The sequence below is a fragment of the Nitrosospira briensis C-128 genome (assembly GCF_000619905.2).
Lineage (GTDB): Bacteria > Pseudomonadota > Gammaproteobacteria > Burkholderiales > Nitrosomonadaceae > Nitrosospira > Nitrosospira briensis.
Window position 1 is genome coordinate 1,336,723 of the sequence record NZ_CP012371.1, and the last position, 22,920, is coordinate 1,359,642.

Below are 22,920 nucleotides of genomic sequence, written 5' to 3' on the forward strand. Positions count from 1 at the left end.
TTCATGCTTGAATACTCCACTCTTGCGGCGGTAGACCTCGGCTCCAACAGCTTTCGTCTGCAAGTCGCGCGGGTAGTGGGTAAACAGCTCTATCCGCTGGATAGTTTACGCGAAATGGTACGGCTTGCCGCAGGCCTCGATCCGCATGGGCAATTGAATGAGGACTCTCAGGAGCGCGCTTTAGGTTGCCTGAAACGGTTCGGCGAGCGTCTACGGGGTTTCCCGCCACACACAGTACGTGCAGTCGGTACGAACACGCTTAGAGTAGCCGGGAACGCATCGGCATTTCTAAAAAAAGCGGAAGCGGCCATCGGGTTTCCAATCGAAATAATCGCGGGGTATGAGGAAGCGCGGCTGATATATCTGGGGGTCGCGCACAGCCTTCCCGCCTCCACCAACGCTCGCCTGGTTGTGGATATTGGCGGCGGCTCTACGGAATTGATCATTGGTAATCGGCTGAAGCCGGTCAAGCTGGAAAGCCTGTATATGGGTTGCGTCAGTTATAGCCTGCGTTTTTTCCCGGACGGAAAGATTACCAAGGGCGCGCTGAGGCGAGCCGAGCTTTCGGCGCGCAGCGAAGTACAAGCTATCGCCGCCGGATTCTCCAGAACCCACTGGCAGGATGCTTTTGGCTCGTCCGGTACTGCCCGCGCACTGGGCGACATCATCAAGCTGAACAATCTTGCTAAGGAAGGCTGCGACGGGGACATCACCCTGGAAGGGCTGGATAATTTCCGCGAATGTCTGCTTAAGGTTGGCGATATCAGGAAGCTGGAATTTGCGGGACTTCGCGCTGACCGAGCGCCCGTTATCGTCGGCGGCTTCGCCATCATGGCAGCGGTATTTTCAGAACTGGGTATAAGCCGGATGTCTCAGGCCATGGGCGCATTGCGGCAGGGGGTGCTCTACGATTTGCTGGGGCGCTTCCATAATCACGATATGCGCGAAGTTACGGCAAGACAATTCATGCAGCGCTATCGGGTGGATTCCACCCAGGCGAAGCGGGTGGAATCGCTAGCCCTCCTGCTTGGTAAACAACTATTGGCAGATTTTCCTGATGAAGCAACGGAATTGCTGCTGATTCTCTCATGGGCGGCACGACTGCATGAGGTAGGAATTTCAGTAGCCCATTCCGGCTATCATAAGCATTCGGCCTATATTCTCGGTAACGCGGATATGCCGGGTTTCTCAAGAATGGAACAAGAACGCTTGAGCGCGCTTGCTCTCGCGCATAGGGGCGTTGCGGGTAAAATTCGGGAATTTGTTACCGACCCACCGGACTTCGCTCTGCTCCTTGCGCTTCGTCTGGCTGTGCTGTTCCATCGCAGCCGTTGCGATATCCAGTTGCCGGATCTGGAAGTTCGCCTCAGCGGCAAAGAATTCGAATTATGCATTGAACGGAAATGGCTGGAACGTAACCCCTTGACCGATACAGCGCTGTCCGCCGAAATTGAGCAATGGGCCGCTCTCGGTTTCGATTTCCGTATAAAGCGACTGGAGGGAAGCAAGGCGCGCATAACCGATAAAACCGCCCGGAACGCGGCCGGCACATAACCCATACCATCACGATGGCGTCCCACTCCAGAAAGAGATCGACAAAAGCGGGCCTTGCGCCAGGCACGCTGGTGCATATCGGCATAAAGAAAAATGTCGCTCCTCGCATCACCCTGCTGGATTACGATACGAACGGCGCGCGCGAATACGAGGTAACCACTGCTGAACTGGCAGACAAGATCAAGCTCGCGCCGGGCATCAAATGGATCGACGTTCGTGGATTGGGCGACATTGGCATGATGGAACAAATTGGTGCCTGTTTTAATCTTCACCCGCTGGTGCTGGAGGATATATTCAATACCGAGCAGCGCTCGAAGCTGGAGGACTACGGCGACTATATTTACGTGGTACTCAAAACCTTCGGCTATGAGCGCAAGGGTGAAGAAGAAATGATAACCTCTGACCAGATTAGTCTGGTGCTGGGAAAAGATTTCGTGCTCTCATTCCTGGAAACGGATGGGGTTCAATTCAGGTCGCTGCGTGAGCGCTTACACTCGGGTAAGGGGCAAATACGAAACCTGGGACCGGATTTTCTGATGTATAGCTTGATTGATGCCATTGTGGATAGCTATTTCGTCATTCTCGAGCAGCTCGACGAAAAGACTGAAGTACTCGAAACGGAACTGATAGCGCGTCCTCGCCCAACCACCCTGCATTCAATTTATCACCTGAAGCGGGAAAATGCCTTTTTACGCAAATCACTGTGGCCATTACGCGAAGTGATCAGTTCCATGCAACGAGGGGACTCGCCGCTGTTCACCCGCAATACCTTGCTTTACCTGCGCGATGTCTACGACCATACCATTCACATCATCGAATCGGTTGAATCTCTACGCGACGTGACAGGGGGCATGCTCGACATTTATATGTCCAGCGTAAGCTACCGCATCAGTACGGTCATGAAGGTTCTCACCGTCATTACTACCATATTCATGCCGCTGAGCCTGATAGCCGGCATTTATGGGATGAATTTCCAACACTTGCCTGGGCTTGACTGGTACTGGGGATTCTTCGCGGTCCTGGGAGCAATGGCAGTGATCAGTGTGGGGATGCTGGCACTATTCCGCTGGAAAAAGTGGTTATAGTCCTGTCTAACAGCTCAGCGGCCAACTCAGCCTCCAGCTCATTGGTGAACCGGACGCCTGGCCGAAAACTTTCTCCAGAGTTTCCAGCAGCCTGTCGGATTTAAAGGAAATCGGCTGCAAAAGCGTCTGGCTGGTTCATATTTCGCCGCTTTTTCGGCCGCCGATAGAATAACTATTGGCCTTCAAAATCCTCAAAATCTGCCCTCACCCAGTCACTTTTTCGCTGCGATTCTTCAAGTCCGACAGGCTGTCAGAGCTCGAATACTTGCCCGCGCTTCAATCTCTCGGGTTTGAATTCTCCTGCCGCTGCCTGAATTTCCGCCATTGTCGCGTCCTCATTGCCCGGTTCCATGTGAGTGATCAGAAGCTGGACCGGCTTGTTGAGCCGCTTTAATCCCTGGGCCAGCAGTTCAGGGCGCATATGGCCAGAAGCCTCGGCACCCGCAACGTTGTGGTTCAGAAAGGTCGTTTCAATCATCAGATAGCGCAGATTCCCGATTGCATTCAAGGCGTTCCAGAACGGCTCGTGGTAAGTTGTGTCGCCACTGAATACAAAACTTGCCTTACCGCTATCAAGCTGATAGCCCACACCTGGCACAGCATGTCGCGCCGGCAGCGGGGTAATCATCCTTCCCGACGATTCGACGCTCTGTCCTACTGTCACAGGCCGGAATACCACATACGGATTGTCGGATGAAGGTAATACCGTGTAATCGGGCCAAAGGCGAAAATTGAACATATCCTGCTTCAGGACGGCAATAGTTTCAGCCAATGCGTAAACCGTGAGCGGCCTCTCACGACGCGGCCCCACCATATCCGCCACCATGGGAAGCAAGCCCGCATGGTCGAGATGCGAATGAGTAAGAAATACCGTATTGATACGCAGCATCTCCGTCAGCGTCAGGTCCCCCGCGCCAGTACCCACATCGACCAGGATATCGTCATCCAGCATCAGGCAAGTGGTTCTTAAATCGGCACCAACACCGCCGGTGCATCCAAGAATGGTTACCCGCATCCTATCCTCGCGCAACGATCTCAAAAATATCGTTTAGGTACATGACTTGGCGACCGGGATGGCATGCGAGATATCGGGCATAAAGTTCGAAACGCGCGCTTCGCAGATTTTCTTTCCATCCTGCCCAATCCATCCAGCGATACAGACAAGTTACTTAGACAGTAGTCTCGGGACGCCGTCCTGCACCGTTGAAGCCCACTCCCACGATAAAACCTTGAGACCGCGGACACGGGCCCATGACACAATCAATGTGCGTAGCAGACGTGGAGCATCGGGCAGCATCCATACTTCAGAGATGCGTTTTTCCTCACGCCAACCACGCAGCAGAAGCCTTACCACCGCCTCCAGGCCGATGGCGTAGCTGCGCATCTGCAAGCAAAGAAGTAATCGCGCCGGTTCCGGTGTAAGCCAGTGAGCGTAACCGCCTTCGCGAAACACGTAATCAAGCGCATCAAGAAGATCCGGGGGAAAATGCGCCAGCGGACAATTGCCCGATAGAAGCAGGATATTAAGCGAAGCATTAGGATAACGCGAAAAATAAAGGTTGCGGTTGCGCTTTACGAGCTCCTTATAATATTTGCCACGGCCGAAAGACCCGCCACCTTCGTGCTGTATGCTGGCGCCAGGGTGGACGCCAAGGTGCCAGCCGCGCAAGTCAAGGCGACGGCCGAGATCGATATCTTCATAATAGCCGCGGCCAAATGCAGAGTCAAAGCCGCCAATTTCAAGGAAAACGTGACGCCGGATCAAGAATGCGTGGCCACGAAGGCGGTGTGTACGAATGTAACCGCCGGGTTCGCGCATATATCGGTCCAGATTGTCCCTGGCATAGTCATTGCCGGCGGGAATAATGACCGCTAGCTGCGGGTCTGCCTCCATCGCTGCGCACAGCAACGGCAGAAAATCCTCGCTTGCCATCGTGTCTGAGTTGAGTATCAATACGAAAGACGCATCGGAGCGGCTGACTGCTTCGTTTACCGACGCACCGAACCCCCGATTTTTCAGTGCGTGATGAACGTGGACGTGTTCATACGGCAATTGATCGAGCATCATGCGCGTCTCGACATCGGAAGCATCATCCTGTACATAAATATGCCGGATGGAGTCACTGAGGCATGCAACGACGGAATCGATGCAATGCCGCGTCAGCGCCAGCGCGTTATAGACCGGGATTACCACATCGATGGATGGCTTGGCCGGCATACGGGTCAGTAATCTCCTCGGAATACCGGCCGGCAGAGGCTAATCACGCGAAAGCGAGATTAGCGGTACGATCATGCGGATAATCCCGGTTCTGGCTGGCTTTTGGCCGCACCTGCCCTTCCAGCAGTGCAACATAACGGGACAATACGTCGGGACCACCGACATCGATCATTTCCGTCACGAAACGTTGGCGATGCTCTTCTATATAAAAAGAATCGCAGCCGTGCGAAAGAAATCTTTCGATATTTCTATATACATCATCCCGGCAGCGCAACTCTGCCTCAGGTATGAATTCAGCCAGTGCGGAGCGCCCGGCATGAAGATAATCCGCAGCCAATACCGGCTTCTTCCTTTTGACCGCCTCGAATACAACCGAGGTAGCCAGGTCAATGATTACATCCGCCCAATTCATGAGATAAATGGAATGAATATCCCCTGCCACGCTCACGTTAGACAAACGCCGCAGGGACATATCCTTCGTCAAGGATTGCTGCCAACCACCGCGGGTATGCGGCTTGATGATCAACTCCACCCCCGGAAAGCTGGCAACGATGCGTACGACCTCGCCTACTTCCTCCCAGAACGTTGAAAAATTACTCTTTCTCAAAAACATCACCACCTTGAGCTTGCTATCAGAGCAGGTCAGCGGCGAAGGCGGCATCAACTCGGCCACCCTGGCAAGCCATTCGTCGCAATAGCGCGGTGAGCCCAGTACAGCAAGCTTCTGGTTATCCATAAACGGACGAAAGCGCACCGAGCATAATTCGTTCGGCACTACCACTTTTTCGAAAATTCCTGCATTGGCGAACGTAGTGTCGGGCTCCAGGGTCAGCTCGCGGCGCCTGATCAACTGACTTGCATGAGGGCTATCCCCGTGCGGCAACGAGACCGTGCCAAGACCCATGGCACGCGCCGTCGATAACACCACCTTGACCCACTCCACGCAGATGGATGAATTTCTTTCTATCCAGTCGAATACTACGACCCCCTCGTCACTTTCGCCAAAGCTGCGCCTCAACAGGCGGTTGGCGGTACTCCGCCAGATCGGCTCACGCCGCTTGGCATTGTAAACCTCCGCCAGCGCCTTCATGATTGGACCAATGAATGGGCGGCGCAAGCTGCGGATCAATATCAGTGTCTGAAAAAACCACCCTAAAAATTCGACAGGAGGCAACACGTCAGCAATGTACGCGATGCGCACACCATTGAGTCCCTTCAGGAATTTGATACGATAATCATTTCGAAACCGCGAGTTGCCTATCAGAACAATGTCACAGGTATGACCAGAACCGATCCACCTGGAAATTACCGGCGTAATATGATCTATATCGTTATAATGACGTAGAAAAAAAAGAGCCTTCATACTGGTGATTTCATTCTTTGCATGCTGGCAGCAAAAAGCAGTATATCCATCATTTCATTGATTATTCCCATTTTTTTCTTGCTGTTTCTTGCGACGAAAATGCGCATAATTGTACACGGGGCGATATTCGTTTACTAGCACAGCCGGTATTTTTACTCCCGCGGACTTCTGTTACTATAGAAAGCTGATTCCGGTCCGGGTTCAAGTTCCGGCGGAGTATTTTCCGGACAGCAGATAGGCACGATAAAAACGAGTTTCAAAAAACTATTCTCAGGCCGATCCGTTCCCGATACTAACGTATAGAGTCAATAACGGACAGTCCAATAATGAAATGCAGCTCCTGATAGACATCAATTAACATAATTTGCCAATGAGAACAATTGCTGTAATACCGGCACGTATGGGTTCATCGCGTTTTCCCGGAAAACCGGTTGCAAAATTGTTAGGGCGTACAATGCTGGAACATGTCTACAAGCGCGTTGCCCTTAGCAGATCCCTTGATGCTACTTACATAGCTACTTGTGACGAAGAGATCCGGCGAGTGGCGGAGGATTTTGGCGCTGCCGTGATAATGACTGCTGACACCCATGAGCGTGCAAGCGATCGGGTTGCCGAGGCCGTGGCCGGCCTTGATGCTGAACTTGTTGTCATGGTACAAGGCGACGAACCGATGACTCACCCGGAAATGATCGATGCAGCGGTAGAGCCATTCCGGCAGGATTCGCGGCTGGGTTGCGTTAATCTTGTGCGAGCCATTGATAATAAAGCTGATTTTCATGACTTCAACACGATCAAGGTAGTAATGAATCAGCAAGGTGATGCTCTCTATATGTCGCGCCAGCCGATACCGACTACACCGGCCTCGTCCCAGTTGGATTTCCCGCATGCATTTGCCTATAAGCAGGTATGCATTATCCCGTTCCGGCGTGAAACATTGCTTGATTTCGCCCGGTTACCGCCAACTCCATTAGAGCAACTGGAGTCCGTAGACATGCTGCGATTACTGGAGCACGGTTATCGGGTGAAGATGGTGACAACCCAATTCAATACGCAGGCAGTGGATACTCAGGCCGATCTGGAGCGTGTCGCCAGGTTGATGGAAACCGACCCGCTGCTGGCCTCATATTGAATCAGATACGCACAGACACAGGCACGTTCTTGCAGTCTTCCAAGGTATAGCTATGCAATTAAAATCGAAACTTGCCCGTAATGCGCTGACCATTGGTTCCTGGATCACCCTGGGGCATCCAGCAATCGCAGAGATCATGGCTGCGGCCGGTTTCGACTGGCTCGTCCTGGACACGGAGCACAGCGTCCTTGAGCTGAGCGACGTTCAGATGCTGATCCAGGTACTCGACGGTCAGCGGTGCCCCGCTATCGTGCGGTTGACTTCAAACCATCCTGACCAGATCAAACGTGTCATGGATGCCGGTGCAACCGGCGTGATGGTGCCTATGGTCAAAACCGCGGCCGATGCGGAAGCTGCGGTACAAGCCGTCTATTACCCGCCTCGGGGTCAGCGGGGCGTCGGTCTGGCCCGCGCGCAAGGTTATGGCGCAAGATTTCAGGAATATCGGCGTTGGCTGGAGGAGAATGCAATTGTAGTCGTCATGATTGAGCATATCGATGCTGTCAATGCCATCGATTCCATACTTTCGGTTCCTGGCGTTGATGCTTATATCATTGGCCCGTACGATCTATCGGGATCCATGGGGCGCCCAGGTGAACTGGATTACCCCGAAGTTCAGGCGGCGATAAAACGGGTACATGAAGCCGGGCGCCGTCTAGGCAAATCGGGCGGTATCCATGTAGTCGAGCCTGATCTGGATCAGTTGCGCCATTACATCCAGACCGGCTTCAGTTTTCTTGGCTATGGTCTGGATATTCGTATCCTGGACACCCTTTGCCGCAGTCATATGCAAAATATAAGAGAAAGTTTATGAATAAACTCGTTATCTCCACCTCATCGTTTGATGTGGACAACAATCCCCCTCTCCAGAATTTGCTGAAAGATGGCATGCATATCACCAAAAACAGCCATGGCCGCAAACTTACGGAAGACGAAACCATCGCTTTGCTGGGCTCGGATACCATTGGGATGATTGCCGGCATCGAACCCCTGACAGAACGCGTCTTTGCCTCCGCCAGAAGCCTGAAAGTGGTGTCTCGCTGCGGAAGCGGCGTGGACAGTGTCGATCTTGCGGCAGCAAAACGTCATGGCATTGCTGTTCTTAATACGCCGGAGGCGCCGGCGCAGGCAGTTGCCGAGCTCACCTTGGGCCTGATACTGGACGCCTTGAGGCAGATATCCCAGACTGATCGATTGCTTCATGCCGGCAAATGGCCGCGAACGCAGGGACGCCTGCTCGCTGCCCAGCGAGTAGGTATAATCGGCCTGGGACGTGTCGGGCGGCGTGTAGCGCGGCTGTGTCAGGCATTCGAGGCCGAGATTGTGGCGTATGATTCATATGTGAAGCAGGCGCCCCAAGGAGTACAATTGATATCATTGGAAGATCTGCTGGCGGAAGCGGATATCATCAGCCTGCACTTGCCTTATGACACTGACACGCACCACTTGCTTGATAAGGCGGCGCTCGCGCGCATGAAGCCAGGTGCTGTAGTGATAAATACAGCCCGAGGCGGGCTTATCGATGAAGCCGAGCTTGCGGAAGCCTTGATTTCCGGGCGTCTGGCTGCTGCCGCACTCGATGTTTTTGAGCAGGAACCGTATCATGGGCCGCTGCTGGAATGTGAAACGGCAATTCTTACCTCGCATATTGGTTCGCACGCCAGGGAAGCACGTCAGCGCATGGAGGTGGAGGCCGCGGAGAATCTGCTTCAGGGACTGGCTAAAGCGGATGTGATGAAAGACAGGCACCACGGAAATGCCTAGCGAAATTGCGATCGTGTATGGCGCCAGCGGCTTCCTCGGAAGCCATGTAGCCGATGCGTTGTCCAACGCCGGCTATCGTGTGCGCTTGTTTGATCGTCGCCCATCGATTTATCAGCGTCCCGATCAGGAAATGGTCATCGGTGACATCATGAACCTGGATGAAGTGACGAAAGCGGCTGAGGGTGCTCATGTCGTTTATAATTTTGCTGCCATTGCGGATATCGATGAAGCCAACGATAAACCCCTGGCGACCGCCACGATTAACGTATTAGGTAATATGCACGCACTGGAAGCGGCACGTCTTGCCGGAGCGCGCCGATTTGTTTTTGCCAGCACTATTTATGTCTATTCCGAGTCTGGTTCTTTTTATCGTGCCAGCAAGCAGGCGGCAGAACGCTTCATTGAAACTTATCATGAGCGCTATGGGCTGGACTATAGCATTTTACGCTATGGATCGTTGTATGGCAGGCGTGCTGACGCACGTAACGGAATCTACCGTATGCTACACGAAGCGGTGGACCGTCATTCCATAACGTACCATGGTAGCGGTGAGGCAATCCGCGAATACATCCATGTTGAAGATGCAGCGCGCATGAGTGTCCAGGTGCTGGCGCCAGAGTTTGCCAATCGTCATTTGATCTTGACCGGACAGGAGCGGTTACGCATCAAGGACGTCATGACCATGATTTCTGAAATCATGCCCTGGAAGATCGAATTACATTTCGACCAGGCGCGTGCGGGGCACCATTACGAGGTGACTCCTTATGCTTTTCAACCCCGTATTGGCCGTAAATTGGTACTCAACGAACATGTCGATCTGGGTCAGGGTTTACTGGATTGTTTGCGGGATATCCACAGAACCATGCACCACTCCGGTGAAGATGACGAAGCGACGCCTTTGGCATCCGACAATAAAGCATGAGCACAGCGGCATGGCAAGCCATCATTTTCGATTTCGATGGTGTTGTGGTCGAATCCGGTGAAATCAAGACGCAAGCTTTTGGCGATCTCTATCGAGGCTACGGGGAAACAGTCATGGCTGCGGTGATGCAGTATCACAGCTTGCATGGAGGCATGTCGCGCTATCACAAATTTCGTTATTTTCAGGAGCATCTTTTAGAGAAATCACCGTTGACTCCGGATGAAGAGCAAGAGTTGGACCGTCGTTTTTCCGAATTGGTCGTCGAGGCTGTGATTGCCAGTGATGCAGTGCCTGGTGCAACGGAGTTGATCCGTAAAGAAGCCAAACGTATTCCTTTATTTGTGGCTTCCGGTACACCGGAAGCGGAGCTCAATACAATTGTCATTCGCCGTGGCCTGGCCTCCTATTTCACCGCTGTGTGTGGCTCCCCCACGCCAAAACAGAAGCTGATTGCGGATATTTTATCGAGTCACGCGCTCTTGCCTGAGCGTGTGCTGATGATAGGCGACGCGTTGATCGACTATCAAAGCGCACAGCTTAACAATGTCGCATTCCTGGGACGCGTGCGCCCCGGGGATAAAAACCCTTTCCCTGCGCACGTGGACATATTGCCCGATCTGAGCCCGTTGCTCACCTGATACCTGACCCAACGGTTTAATCAGCAAATCGATAATGGTTCAGAAACATCAACCTTAATGATATATGATATTTTTGAAATATCCCCAAGACCAGCCAATATGACGGGCAGTAAAGAAAAAAAGCCTAAGACGATTATTCTTGGCGCCGGCCAGGGACGGCGGCTGTTGCCGCTGACTGAAAACATGCCGAAATGTCTTTTGCCGGTCTCGGACAAATCCATTATTGAGCGGCAGATTGATGCCTTACTGGCAGCGGGCATAGAAGAAATCACTGTTGTCACCGGTTTTCAGTCCAGCCTGGTTGAAGCTCAATTGCAACGGCGTTACGCAAATCACACGCAGGTCGGTACGATTTTTAATCCGTTCTTTGAGGTTGCCGATAACCTGGCCAGTTGCTGGATTGCACGTTCTGTGATGGATAGCGATTTTCTGCTCCTGAACGGGGATACTGTTTTTGATGAGGCTGTGCTGGCGCAGGTGCTGAGCTCGGATCCCGCTCCCATTACCCTGGGGGTGGATTACAAATCCGCTTATGATGCGGACGACATGAAAGTCCAGCTGGATGAAAGAGGATGGGTCAAGCACGTGAGCAAAACTTTATCCGCGGCTCAAACCGACGCCGAGTCCATCGGTCTTATTTTTTTTCGGGATCGTGGACCGCAATTGTTCCGCAGCGCGGTCGAGAATGCACTTCGGCATCAAGCTGCGCTTAAATTCTGGTATCTGAACATCATTGACGGCCTGGCCGATAAACAAGTGGTGAAGGCTTGTTCCGTATCCGGGCATATTTGGTGTGAAATTGATTTCGCCGCGGATCTGGTACGGGCTGAAGCGCTTTTCGCCGAAACGAAGGGGAATGGAATCCCGCAGAGCCCATCTATACAAGCTGAACTTATTACGGATGAATAGCCAGGCACGACCGTTGACGCCTGGGAAGAACGACAACTCACGCGCGTGAGTTGTCTCTGCGTCATTCGATGCGGGAAAAGCGATACGGTGGTAATCCTCGCCACACTTTAAGCGAATGTCAACATACTTCTGAACGGGCATACTTGGTTTCGACAGTCCGCCTCAAGTTGAACGCCAGGAGTTTCCCAAGCCGTTCGTTACCTACGGGGCCATTACCGATCCGCTGGATAATGTCCAGGTCCGGTGCTTTGTTGGCCTCGATCAGGCACGGACCGTTATCGAGCAGGGCGACGTCCCAACCAATCACCACCTGATCGGAGAAGGCGCTGCCATGGGCATATTGCACCAGGTCGATCAGCTCAGGCCAGCACGGGAGCTTGCGCTTCAGTATCTGGGCGTGCGTTTCGTAATGCCGCTCATACCAGCCATCGGCAGTCGCTCCCCAAGCCCCACAGGCGCCTCTTCCTAGTTCGCCGGTGTGGATATCCACGTTGGCTGCGATTCCGCCGGCGTGGAAATTGTCGACAATGACGGCACTATTCCGCGCCATGCGGAAAACTGCGTTGGTAACTTCGAATCCGCCTTGCTCGTTACGACAACTCATCACACGAACAGTCGCCAGCGTACCATTGGCGAGGTCGGCGATCTCATGGTGATTCACGAGTCGCGGCTGCACCAGAAAAGCATTCTGCCATGAGGCTTTCCGCAGACCCTCAAGTACTTGATCCTCAGTGGCGACTTCACCATCATTGCGCCGGTACTTCCCCGAACCCAGGTAATCCCAGCGCGTGGCATTTTTCCCCCCTTGTCCATACAGTGGCTTCACGAAGAGATCGATCTCGGGCAGGCCTGGTCCGTTCCAATCGACTGCCGTGACCTCTCCTTTCTCCACGCTCAGGAGGACGGGTGCAGTCTTGATTCCGAACTCACGGCAGCGGGCCATGAAACGTGCTTTATCTTTTATACATATTGTGCTCCGCTCCGGGGGGATTGAAAGTCCACCATTGTGGTCGCGCAAAAAAAGGTACAGCCCGGCTTTTGTTTCAAGCCGATTCAGGTACTCACCCGCATGCTTTCTCTTATCGTCGTCGTGCAGTTCGAAGATATAGTACCAGGGAGACAGGATCGCAAACCGGGCCGCAAGATCGACCTGCTCCCGGATTTGCCGAATGATTCCCTTTCCTGTCCGCTTCTTTATGGCGCCTCCGTTGAGCGTGGTAAACACCATTACCAGCGCAGCAACCACGAATGGGACGAACGGCAGAGCCATGCACGCTACCAGACGATCGCGGGGCCTGATCTCACGCCAGACCTCACGCTGGAAGCATCGGTGGATAGCCGTCGCCGCCGAGTTATCCTCCGGTAGTCGCGCAAGAATCCACATCGCGCCACTCAAGTCCCGGGTAATCCTGTCAATGCTGAAACTATTGATAATCTTCATGAGCCCTCGTATCCACGGTAGCCTGTCAAGAAGGACAGTAAATCACATACCCTCCAAGACCCTTATTTAATTCTCTTGTATGATAATCAACCAACAATATGAAGAGGCGATGACATGCTGCAAAAAGATATAGTTTTGTTCAGAGGCTCTCTAAAGGTTTCAGTTATTTGCGTGATACGTCGCCGCATCAGCAATACCAGATAATAAAATAACTCTTTACCATAGCGGGAAAAATAGTCCGTTTGGACTAAGACATCTTGAGTATATTCTCTTTGATTTTATTTAGCTTAAACGTTGCACCGGCGGGGGCGAATGGCCATATATGCTAATAGCCGTATATACTTCATGGTGATAGGGTGCACTTTCGAGAGGGTATCAATGCATGTGGAGACTGCTGATAATCACCGAAGGAAGAACGCGTTGGAAGATGAAGATTATAGCGGCAGAATTATCCAGAAAAAAAATCTTTCAACCAATGTACGCACCACCATTCGTCATGCGGAAAAACGCGAAATCCGGCATATGCGGTCAATTTCAACCCTGCCTCATCGATATGCCGGCACCCCTATATGACTTTCCCCGCGCCATTGTACAAGATGGCTGATTGTGCCGATATGTTTCGTATCGTATCCTGCAAGCGATGCCGCTAAACAATTGATTCGAACTCAGCCGGACGAAACCCATCAATTATCAAATCTTATGGATTCTTCGATTATCAATACCCCGCCGCCGGATATGCCGGTCTTTAACGCAACCATGCGGAAGTTTGGCGCACCACAAACAATAATTCATCAGTATCAATACTGGAGCGTCATGTTGCGTCCAGCCCAGCTAACGCTTGGTTCCCTGATTCTAGCCGCTCATGAGCCAGTTCGCTCATTCTCGGCACTTAGCCAGGAAAGCTTTACTGAGCTTCACGAAGTAATATCACAACTAGAGTCTGCTTTGGCCAAGGCCTTCAGTTACGACCGGTTGAATTACCTGATGTTAATGATGGTTGATCCGGATGTGCACTTCCATGTCATCCCTCGTTATGCGAAAACAAAGTATTTCAATGCCATGGAATTTATCGACTCCGGTTGGCCAGGGGCTCCAGATTTCAACCGGACCTATGAGATCGATGCCGAAACCAATCGTCTCATTATCGATCATACCGTTTCCTGCTGGGGCAAAAAATAATATGCGGCCCCGGTTTTCATCGCTTTATCCCTTTGTCCAAGAGATTTCAGCCATACTGGATAACCTATCACACACCGCATTCTTTAAGCATCGCTCCGGCAAGGATACTCCTTGATGCCGGGGCCTATCCTGACTAAACCATGACCCATTCATGCGTTCCTGAAACCAATCAGTGGTATTTATTATCAGAAATCCCGCCTGCTGGCGATCCGGTAGAACACCCCAATCTGTGACTCTACGGTTCGGTTTTTTTATCAATATTTTATTTTGGGCCCATTAGCCTTTTGACAGCATTTTACCCATGGCTGTCCATACTAAGATTGTATATACTCAGCGACCACTGCGACCACTTCAGATTCGACGTCTACGAACGAAAAATAGAGAGCATGCGCCCTTTTGCAACGCCAGGTCCCAGCGTCAACTACCACTTATCTGGCTTGGACAGGTAAACCGGCGTATGACACAACTCGTTCTGTTGCGGCACGGGGAAAGTATCTCGAACCGGGAGGGGTGTTTTACCGGCTGGAATGATGTTGCCCTGACGCCACGAGGTGAACAGGAAGCCGAGCAAGCTGGCCGTCTGCTCAGGGAGGCGGGATATAAGTTCGATATATGTTTTACCTCGGAACTCCAGCGGGCTACGGAGACGCTGCGTATCGTATTAAAAGCGATGGAGGTCGATGAATTGGCCGTACAGCGGAGCTGGCGTTTAAACGAACGACACTATGGCGCGCTGGAAGGGATCGATCCCCTGAAGGCGATCAGGAAATTTGGTGTCTGGCCCATCCTCGGCTCCCAGCTGCGGTTTGATGCACGGCCGCCGCCGCTCGACCCCTGTGATGCGCGGTTTCCGGGAAATCAGCAGCGTTACTCGAATATCGACAGGCAGGAATTGCCCCTTGCTGAGAGCATGCAGCAAGCCCTTTTGCGGGTGCTACCCTACTGGGAGGAGGTAATTCTGCCGGAAATTCGACACGGAAAGCGGGTTCTCATCGTAGCTCACAAGCATATTTTGCGTGCACTAGTGATGCAACTGGACGATTTGTCCATCGTCCAGCTAATAAGGCTATCCATCGCCACAGGGCGACCGCTGGTATACGAACTTGACGATAAGCTGAATCCCGTCCGACATTACTATGCTGATCGCCAGGCCGGCCTTGTAAAATAATTTATATCAAGGAAAGTGGAATAGCGCTTAAGGCAATCGAAGCACCAGCCGGACTGGCGAAATCGGATGGCAGTGCCATAGCAGCGCATGACAAGTCGCATATTGGTAGTCTTTACGATGATCGCAATACCAAGTCTGTTGGCGTAACGCGCCCTGATTCGCGCAAATGGAGCGGGCCTCGGGTTTAATGGACATACCGTCTGTTTTCCTGGGTTCGCCAAGTGCTTGCCAAATAGTCGACCCTTCGCATGCCTTTCTCATCCTGTCGCTGCCCCTTTCATCTTCTGCCCACTCTTGAGACTTTTAATTTCAAAAAAGTGCTGCGAAACGGAGTCACACCGCTCAGGAAAAAAGTAGAGTAATTGCAAAGCTTACCCGCCATGAATTCGCATCGCCCTGACCGTGGGAAAATCCTCAATTGGACTGATGAGCCAGGAGTAAAATCCGCAGGCTCACACGTTGGGAGAAAGCTGTTGTCTGGTTCGACCTCAAAGGATGCAGCGCAGTATATGCCCCGATTGACGCTCGTCAGATCTTCATCGAATGTCAACGATATCGGATTGCGGATAGGACAAATCTGCTAATCAATTTTTAGAGGTAACCTTGGCGCAAGTTTCCATAGTGATCCCCACGTTCAACGAGGCCGACAACATCGACCCCTTGCTGACGCGCCTGTACGAGCTTGACCTGCCGGCGGAGGACGTCGAGATCATTGTTGTTGACGACAACTCGAGCGACGGCACGCCCGCCAAAGTGCGTGCCTGGGAAAAACGGGCGAATGTACGGCTGATCGAACGTCGGGAAAAACCCGGTCTCACCCGGTCCATCCTGGCCGGCGCGGCAGCGGCACGCGGGAATATCATCGTCGTGATGGATGCAGGCCTGAGCTACCCGCCGGAACGGTTGCCCGCCCTGATTGCCCCCATACTGGCAGGAAGCTGCGACATCGCCATCGGCAGTCGCTACGTAGCGGGCGGCAGCACCGAAGGAGAGCCCCTGCCGCGCCGATGGCTCTCGCGCCTCGCCAACTGGCTTGCCCGCCCCCTCTGCGACGTAAACGACGCCACCTCGGGATATTTCGCCTTCCGGCGGGAACTGGCCGCCACCATTGCCGAACCCGCACACGGCCATGAACTCCTGCTCGAACTGCTCATGGCCGGCCAAGGCAAACTCAGGGTCGTGGAAGTGCCCATCCGCGTTCGTCATGGCACCCATCGCACCCACGGCACCTCCAGATTATCAGTCCGCCCGCAGTGGGCCTACCTGCAACGCCTCATGACCCTGGCCGGCGGTACCGTCCCGGTCGGTGCCGCCGGCCGCTTTGCCGCAGTCGGATTGTTGAGCGTCGCCATAGACGCGCTGTTGTTTCAATTCCTCATGAGCCGTGGTTCCGGGCTCGCCCTGGCGCACATCATGAGCTTCTTCACCGCCGCAGCGGTGAATTACTCACTCCATTCCGGAAGATCATTCCGCGATCATGCAGGCGACCTGCGGTGGAATCAATTGGGCCGCGCCCTCACCGTAGGCATGTTTGCGTTACTGATGCGCGGCGGCGTACTGGCCCTGCTGATCGATGGCTGGCACCTGCCCCCGTTTCTGGCCATCTTCCCGGCCATCGCCGCAACGGCCGTCATCAACTACTTCGGCACCGCATTCTACGTATTTCCCGTCAGCGTGAATCCGCCCTCGCCGGAAGTGCGCTGGCGGGTCGCATCGATTGGAATCGTTGCCTTTGCCGTCCTGCTGCGCCTGATCTATCTGGGCACAGCCGAACTGATTCCCGACGAAGCTTACTACTGGGCCTATGCCGAGCACATGGACCTGAGTTTTTATGATCACCCGCCCATGGTGGCCTGGCTGATCTGGCTTGGCACCGCGATCTTCGGCAACAGCGAGTTCGGAGTCCGGATCGGCTCGTTTTGCTGTGGCCTGATAACGATGGCTTATTTGTATGCGCTGGCACGCAATCTGTACGATAAGTCGACCGCTATGCGCGCGGTGATGCTGCTGGCGGTGTTGCCGTTTTACTTTGCCACTGGCATGGTGGCGACAGCGGATGCACCGCTGGTGGCTGCCTGGGCTGCCACGCTCTACTATATGGAGCGCGCATTGATAGCCGATGAGCGTTCGGCCTGGCTGGGCATGGGTATTGCATTCGGCCTGGGCATCCTGTCGAAATACACGCTGGGCCTCCTGGGTCCAGCGGCGCTGCTGTTTGTGATCCTGGACCCCGCTTCGCGCCGCTGGCTGCGCCGTCCACATGCCTACCTGGCCGCCGCACTTGCGCTACTGCTGTTTTCTCCCGTGATCATCTGGAATTTCCAGCACGACTGGGCGTCGATTACCTTTCAGTCAAGCCGGGTCCAGGGGGTAGGTGATAATCAATTCTCGGTCCATGAATTATTTCTCCATCTCATGGTCCTGTTGACGCCGGTGGGCTTGCTTGCTGCAGCCATGGCGTTGTGGCCGAGGACCGAACGTGACTCCAACACCTATGTACGCAGGCGCCGCCTGTTCGTGGGGGTGTTCACCGGCGTGCCACTGTCAGTGTTCTTGATTCTCAGTATTTTCGATTCGCAACGGTTCCACTGGGCCGGTCCGTTATGGCTCGCGGTGCTGCCAACGATGGCGTGGATGATGGGCCAAGCGGGCGATCTCAGCACCACCGCACGCCGTGTGAAGGCAGCCTGGAAGCCGGCCATCATGATCTGCCTGCTTCTCTACGGATTCGTACTGCACTATGTGGTGCTCGGCATCCCCGGGATTCCCTACAAGTTTTTGTCCGAACGTTATTTCTGGCGCGAAGCCACAAGTGAGGTCGAGCAGATTGTAGCGGAGGTTCGACAACAGACTGGGCAAAAGCCCATTGTAGTGGGCATGAGCAAATGGTCGGTGGCTGCGCCCTTGTCTTTTTACAATCGCGGCGATGAGCCTATGGAGATACGCTCGCGCAATATGTTTGGTGATAGCGGTGCCATGTATGATTTCTGGTATCCATCGGAATCACCCACCACCAGGCCAATCATCATGGTGGGCATATGGCGCCGCGATCTCGAGCATACCACGAAAATACATGATATTGACCGGATGCTCTTACAACCCGGTCCGATACAGGAGCGAGTGGTCATGCGCGAAGGCAAACCGCTGCGGCAGGTGCATTACCGCATTGCGCGGGGGTATTTGGGTAAAAATCCTTGATCCTCAGTAAAGAAAATCTATTGCTTCATTACCTTATCACGATTTTCTTTCTGCAGGCCAATTGCAACAGCAGTGATGACCAGAAGCAAAGTGGGAATTTTGCTAAAAAGAGCAAAAGTATCCGTCAGCCCCGATATAAAAATAAAGCATACCAAAGCTGCTCCCAGGATGGGAAGCTGATATGTTTTCAGGGTTTGATACCAACTCCATAGAAGAAATGAGAACGCCAGAATGCCAAGTGCGCCGATATGCATTCCAATTTCAATCCAGTCGTTGTGATAATGAGCGGTTTCAAGGAATTTTGGCAAATCCTTGTACCGACCATCTTTGTATGTGACCACCATTTTTTCGAAATAGCTCTCGGGTACGCCTGTGCCATGGCCAAACAAGGGCTTTTGAGCGATGCCATGCAGTCCGACATCCCAGACGGCGAGGCGATAACCCAAGCTGTTATCGTATTTTCCTCGCTTGGACAACTCGATATCGGACTGGGCCTGAACCAGCCTTTCATGCAGGTTGCCATCAGTGTATGCGAAAAACACAACCATAATGGTTACCGATGCGACAATACTCAGAAGGGCTTTTTTTTCTGTTTTATAGCGCAGATAAATTAAAAATACAGATGCAAGCAAGGTGGCCAGAAGAGGTCCCCGCCCATTCTGGTTTAACTGCATAAAAAATAGAAATGTCGCCAGAAGCCATAATGCTGACTTTATTTTTTTACCGGTGCTCACGCTGGCAAGATATAGCGATAGTATAACCCCTATCCCAAGCATCGATGAGAAGGTCAGATAGCTTATATCAAGGGGTGGAATGCCTTGCGCCCCGACAATGGTCCGTTGGTAAATTCCGATAAGTAAAACACTAAAATAACCCGCAAGCAGACCATTGATTGCCCAAGGCAGACGATCCTTATTCAAAAGCGATAAAAACGGCAGGAAGACCAGAAATCCGAAATATCTTCTCCATTTCAAACGTCCGGATTCGGGAAAGTCGCCCCAGAGAATTCCCAGCGCCAACACAGCACAGAAGATGAGTATTGCCAATACGAGAGGTTCTTTGATTGCCTGTCCGAACCTGCGAAAACCGTTATCCAGAATCCAGAGCAAGGTCACGAGAATACCTACATTCAAGCTCAGCCATTTACTCCACAGCGCTATGCCGAAAAAGAACAGCACAAACTTTACCAGCGTGTTGTGCCACACCTGAACGTCTTTCATCAGGCTGGAAGCATGATTGATTGCTTATACATCGGACACTCGACCTATAATCTCCCCAGCTAAATTTCGTACCCTATGATCTTTCCGAACACATCAAATAAGTTGATATTTCATGGTCAGCCGGCTCAGAATTCCACCCTGATCAAGGGCCCCTGTTGCAGGTGTTTAGATATGAAGCGCTATTCTGAACGCTCGGCTGACCCCTGAGCAGGTTTGAACCGCCGTAAAGAATCAATTTTATTATAAGCTCACATTATGCATATATTGCGATGGGATGAAATTGCGGTGTACTCCTTCAGGAATACCTTACGTCACTGCAATAATCCTGTGTGCTTCGTGATAAGTATTTCGAATGAAATATAGTTCTTATATTCTCAAATTTGCCAGCAATGGACCTATTTGATCCGTTTTTTAACTGTCAGGCGAAGATAATTCCGTCTGGCGTAAACGTAGTGCGATGGCTCATATGAAAGCGCTTTTTTTTCTACGCCATTACAATGACATAGATCACATCACCCCAGTCATCTCGAAATGGATCGAGGCAGGTCATATCTGCGATATCGTCCTGGTCGGTAGTCCAAAATTTCTCAGTGACTACCGTATTGAATTTCTGAGCAAGCTCGATGGTGTGCGAATTGCCCATATTCGTAATCTGTTGCCACCTCTCGAATTCTTGAGATGGCAGATGCAGATGCTCCTCCTGGTCAGTAGTTTGAGGCGCCTGTTTATAGGCCCTCTTATCGGCGCATTGGCCCGGATGTACGGTGCCAAACGGCGCGAACCGATCTGGCGGAGCACCACTAACCGCTTATTGCAGCGGAGTTTCAATGGTATTGATGAGGGTGTGATCGTATTTGACTGGATCACCAGAGATTCGCCTATTTCCGTGGAGTGGGTCGAGACGGTTGTGTCTACGGCACGAACCATGGGTTTTGGTACAGCATCGCTGCCGCATGGAGATAGTCCTCATGCCAGTCAACTGATACGACACCATGAGTGGAGACTCGAGCCGGATAGCCTGTTTTCTGCGGCGAGGATATTTGATAAGCTTGTGGTACCCAATGAATTGTGCGCAAAGCGCTTCCGTCCGTTCCTGGATGACCAGGCGATTGCTGTGCTGGGTTCTCCACGCTACTGTGACGAATGGTTGGAGAAATTGACAAAAATCTCTCCATCTTTGCTGACAGCTCGCTCCGGTAACCGGCTTAAAGTCGTGATGTTCTTGAGGAAGAGCAATTTTACGACATTCTGGGAGGAAGTCAGCGAGGTGATCGGGATGATCGCCGCTTTTCCCGAAGTAGAATTGGTGATCAAGCCACATACGCGCGGCGGCCGGCGACAGCCCCTGACCAAAGATTCGTCCCTGCATCGCCTGCCGAATGTAAGCGTGGCAAGCGATGACACCCATTCCATTCATTTGATGAATTGGGCGGATGTTATTATCGACCTTGCCACTTCGGTGGTTTTTGAAGCAGTCAAGGCGAAAAAACCGGTGCTGGCCGCCGATTACCTGCATGCCGGACGTTCTGCGCTAGCCTGTTTTATACCCGAGACGGAACTGAAATGCCGGGATGATGTGTATAAAAGAATTGACGAGTTTCTTACCAGCGGTTGCGATTCCTTCTATGTGGAGGAACATCGGCTGCGATTCATCAATGAGATGCTTCACGTCGGTGGACCGGATGTATTATCCCGCTATGTGGTTTTGCTTGAAGCGCAAGTGAAGGGAAGACCCGGAGTAAATGCTCAATCGTGTCTTTAGCATTAAACCCAGATAATTCATTAGGCGGCTCTGCGAGCCTACCCGGGTGCTGGCGGTCAGTTTGCGGCCATTTTCGCCGCCATTTTTGCTACCTGCGCGGCGTCCATAGACCAAGCTATGGGCTTCTCCCAACCGGCAAAACTGTCTCGCAACCTGCCTCGCCATCATCTCGCGTCCTAATGGATTATCTGGGTTAAATAAACCATCAAGCCGTGCGGATCAATAAATTGGCAGAGCCATTCAATTATTTCGCCTCGACAGCAATAACCAGATCTTCTCGGGATTAGCTGTGGAGAAAAAGCGTTCTTTCGAGATATATTTTGGCGGCCCCGACCAGCCTCCAGGTTACCTGCGCGATATATTGGAGGAGCATATTGCCGCGGTTCCGTCCGGCGGATCCATCGACTGGGTTACCTATTATTTTCGTGACCTGCGGCTCGCGGAAGCGATCATTCAAGCTTATAAACGCGGCGTCAAGGTTACCGTAACGCTAGCAGGCAAACCGCGGGTTCCCGATGCCAATGATGCTGTAATAGCAAGGCTTTCCGCACCCGATGGACTGGCTGAAGGACTTCGTGTTGTTACCCTCCCCGGTGTACCCGCACCGCCAGGGAAATCGTGGAAACCGCAATTACACGAAAAACTCTACTGCTTTTCGCACCCGAAGCCCATAGCGTTTATCGGCTCTTTCAATCCATCAGGAAACGTACCGGAGGAAAAGCCGGAGATCATCCGGAAAATAGGTGACCAGGACCGGGGACACAATGTGCTTGTCGGACTCGTCGATCCACATCTTGTTGGCGGATTGATAAAACACGCTCGACAGCTGAATCGGGTACCGCCAGGGTTACTTTACCGGTTTTCTGCCCATGCAAATCTGGCGATCAGCAACGTTGACACAACTATCTACTTCTGGCCCCGGATGCGCACGCACCCGGTGGTGGAGTTCTTGAGCCAGGTTGGCGGCACTGCGCGCGTCCGCATAGTTGCATCGCACATCAGAACAGAGCGCGCCGCCGATGTCATGATTGAGCTCGCCAATCGAGGGGCGGCACTGGAGATATTTGCAGATTCAACCTTCAGGCGCGTCACTGCGAAGGTAGAACAACGGCTCTCGGCCGCCAGGATCCAGTTCAAGCGAATCAGAAATCCCGAGCATCTTCCGATGCACCTCAAGTTCGTGCTGGTAGAAGAGCATGAGAAGGTATGGTCCTTTTTTGGTAGTTTCAATTGGACCAAACCATCATTCTGGCTCAACCATGAAATTGCCGCTATTTCAAGCGACCCCATACTTTTCAAGGCCTTCGCCGACCGATGTAATATGTTGGAATGAAAAAGGCGGACATGAACGGAAATCCTGGCCGCCTGTC

18 protein-coding genes are annotated in these 22,920 nt (G+C 52.6%); 13 read left to right on the top strand and 5 right to left on the bottom strand.

Annotation, left to right across the window (positions count from 1 at the left end):
• Positions 1-3 precede the first annotated feature (3 nt).
• Entirely contained in the window at positions 4-1,554 is a 1,551-nt protein-coding gene (gene ppx / locus F822_RS06085) for an exopolyphosphatase (RefSeq protein WP_025040543.1), read from the top strand.
• 14 nt (positions 1,555-1,568) lie between these two features.
• A complete protein-coding gene (gene corA, locus F822_RS06090) occupies positions 1,569-2,639 on the top strand; it encodes a magnesium/cobalt transporter CorA (protein WP_025040544.1) in 1,071 nt (356 codons plus the stop codon).
• A gap of 250 nt (positions 2,640-2,889) precedes the next feature.
• Here corA and F822_RS06095 read toward each other — a convergent pair whose 3' ends face one another.
• The 3 genes from F822_RS06095 to F822_RS06105 form a co-directional block, all read right to left on the bottom strand.
• Positions 2,890-3,654: a 3',5'-cyclic-nucleotide phosphodiesterase gene (locus tag F822_RS06095; protein ID WP_025040545.1), complete on the bottom strand. Its 765-nt coding sequence runs from the start codon at positions 3,652-3,654 to the stop codon at positions 2,890-2,892.
• Between the two features lie 150 nt (positions 3,655-3,804).
• On the bottom strand, positions 3,805-4,857 hold the full coding sequence (locus tag F822_RS06100; protein ID WP_025040546.1) for a glycosyltransferase family 2 protein: 1,053 nt from the start codon (positions 4,855-4,857) through the stop codon (positions 3,805-3,807).
• 43 nt (positions 4,858-4,900) lie between these two features.
• Positions 4,901-6,220 carry a hypothetical protein gene (locus tag F822_RS06105; protein ID WP_025040547.1) on the bottom strand — a complete coding sequence of 440 codons (1,320 nt, stop codon included), beginning with the start codon at positions 6,218-6,220 and terminating at the stop codon, positions 4,901-4,903.
• A 370-nt stretch (positions 6,221-6,590) separates the two neighbouring features.
• Between F822_RS06105 and F822_RS06110 the strand changes: the two genes are divergently transcribed.
• From F822_RS06110 to F822_RS06135, 6 genes are all read left to right on the top strand, one after another.
• Positions 6,591-7,349, top strand: a complete 759-nt coding sequence (locus tag F822_RS06110) for a 3-deoxy-manno-octulosonate cytidylyltransferase (RefSeq protein ID WP_025040548.1) — start codon at positions 6,591-6,593, stop codon at positions 7,347-7,349.
• 52 nt (positions 7,350-7,401) lie between these two features.
• Complete coding sequence (locus tag F822_RS06115; protein ID WP_025040549.1) at positions 7,402-8,163, top strand: HpcH/HpaI aldolase family protein; 762 nt, start codon at positions 7,402-7,404, stop codon at positions 8,161-8,163.
• The gene (locus F822_RS06120) at positions 8,160-9,113 is read left to right on the top strand and encodes a phosphoglycerate dehydrogenase (RefSeq protein WP_025040550.1); all 954 of its coding nucleotides are present in this window, start codon (positions 8,160-8,162) and stop codon (positions 9,111-9,113) included. Before F822_RS06115 ends, F822_RS06120 begins: the two co-directional genes overlap by 4 nt.
• A complete protein-coding gene (locus F822_RS06125; protein ID WP_025040551.1) occupies positions 9,106-10,035 on the top strand; it encodes an NAD-dependent epimerase/dehydratase family protein in 930 nt (309 codons plus the stop codon). Before F822_RS06120 ends, F822_RS06125 begins: the two co-directional genes overlap by 8 nt.
• Positions 10,032-10,673 carry an HAD family hydrolase gene (locus tag F822_RS06130; RefSeq protein ID WP_025040552.1) on the top strand — a complete coding sequence of 214 codons (642 nt, stop codon included), beginning with the start codon at positions 10,032-10,034 and terminating at the stop codon, positions 10,671-10,673. The genes F822_RS06125 and F822_RS06130 overlap by 4 nt, the downstream gene beginning before the upstream one ends.
• Before the next feature lie 99 nt (positions 10,674-10,772).
• Entirely contained in the window at positions 10,773-11,582 is an 810-nt protein-coding gene (locus F822_RS06135; protein WP_025040553.1) for a phosphocholine cytidylyltransferase family protein, read from the top strand.
• A gap of 118 nt (positions 11,583-11,700) precedes the next feature.
• Here the strand turns inward: F822_RS06135 and F822_RS06140 are convergent, their stop codons facing one another.
• Positions 11,701-13,023, bottom strand: coding sequence for a sugar-transfer associated ATP-grasp domain-containing protein (locus F822_RS06140; RefSeq protein ID WP_025040554.1), 1,323 nt, complete (start codon positions 13,021-13,023; stop codon positions 11,701-11,703).
• 735 nt (positions 13,024-13,758) lie between these two features.
• Between F822_RS06140 and F822_RS06150 the strand changes: the two genes are divergently transcribed.
• The 3 genes from F822_RS06150 to F822_RS06160 all read left to right on the top strand — a co-directional run bounded on the left by F822_RS06150 (position 13,759) and on the right by F822_RS06160 (position 18,568).
• Positions 13,759-14,202 (top strand): HIT family protein, encoded by a 444-nt coding sequence (locus F822_RS06150; RefSeq protein WP_036575380.1) that lies wholly within the window; start codon positions 13,759-13,761, stop codon positions 14,200-14,202.
• A gap of 457 nt (positions 14,203-14,659) precedes the next feature.
• Positions 14,660-15,370, top strand: a complete 711-nt coding sequence (locus F822_RS06155; protein WP_025040557.1) for a 2,3-bisphosphoglycerate-dependent phosphoglycerate mutase — start codon at positions 14,660-14,662, stop codon at positions 15,368-15,370.
• Between the two features lie 603 nt (positions 15,371-15,973).
• A complete protein-coding gene (locus F822_RS06160) occupies positions 15,974-18,568 on the top strand; it encodes a glycosyltransferase family 39 protein (RefSeq protein WP_053111336.1) in 2,595 nt (864 codons plus the stop codon).
• A gap of 17 nt (positions 18,569-18,585) precedes the next feature.
• Here F822_RS06160 and F822_RS06165 read toward each other — a convergent pair whose 3' ends face one another.
• Positions 18,586-19,590, bottom strand: a complete 1,005-nt coding sequence (locus tag F822_RS06165; RefSeq protein WP_231623584.1) for an O-antigen ligase family protein — start codon at positions 19,588-19,590, stop codon at positions 18,586-18,588.
• A 664-nt stretch (positions 19,591-20,254) separates the two neighbouring features.
• Between F822_RS06165 and F822_RS06170 the strand changes: the two genes are divergently transcribed.
• Positions 20,255-21,550, top strand: a complete 1,296-nt coding sequence (locus F822_RS06170) for a hypothetical protein (protein ID WP_025041214.1) — start codon at positions 20,255-20,257, stop codon at positions 21,548-21,550.
• Between the two features lie 289 nt (positions 21,551-21,839).
• The gene (locus tag F822_RS06175; RefSeq protein WP_231623585.1) at positions 21,840-22,883 is read left to right on the top strand and encodes a phospholipase D-like domain-containing protein; all 1,044 of its coding nucleotides are present in this window, start codon (positions 21,840-21,842) and stop codon (positions 22,881-22,883) included.
• The last annotated feature ends 37 nt before the right edge of the window (positions 22,884-22,920 follow it).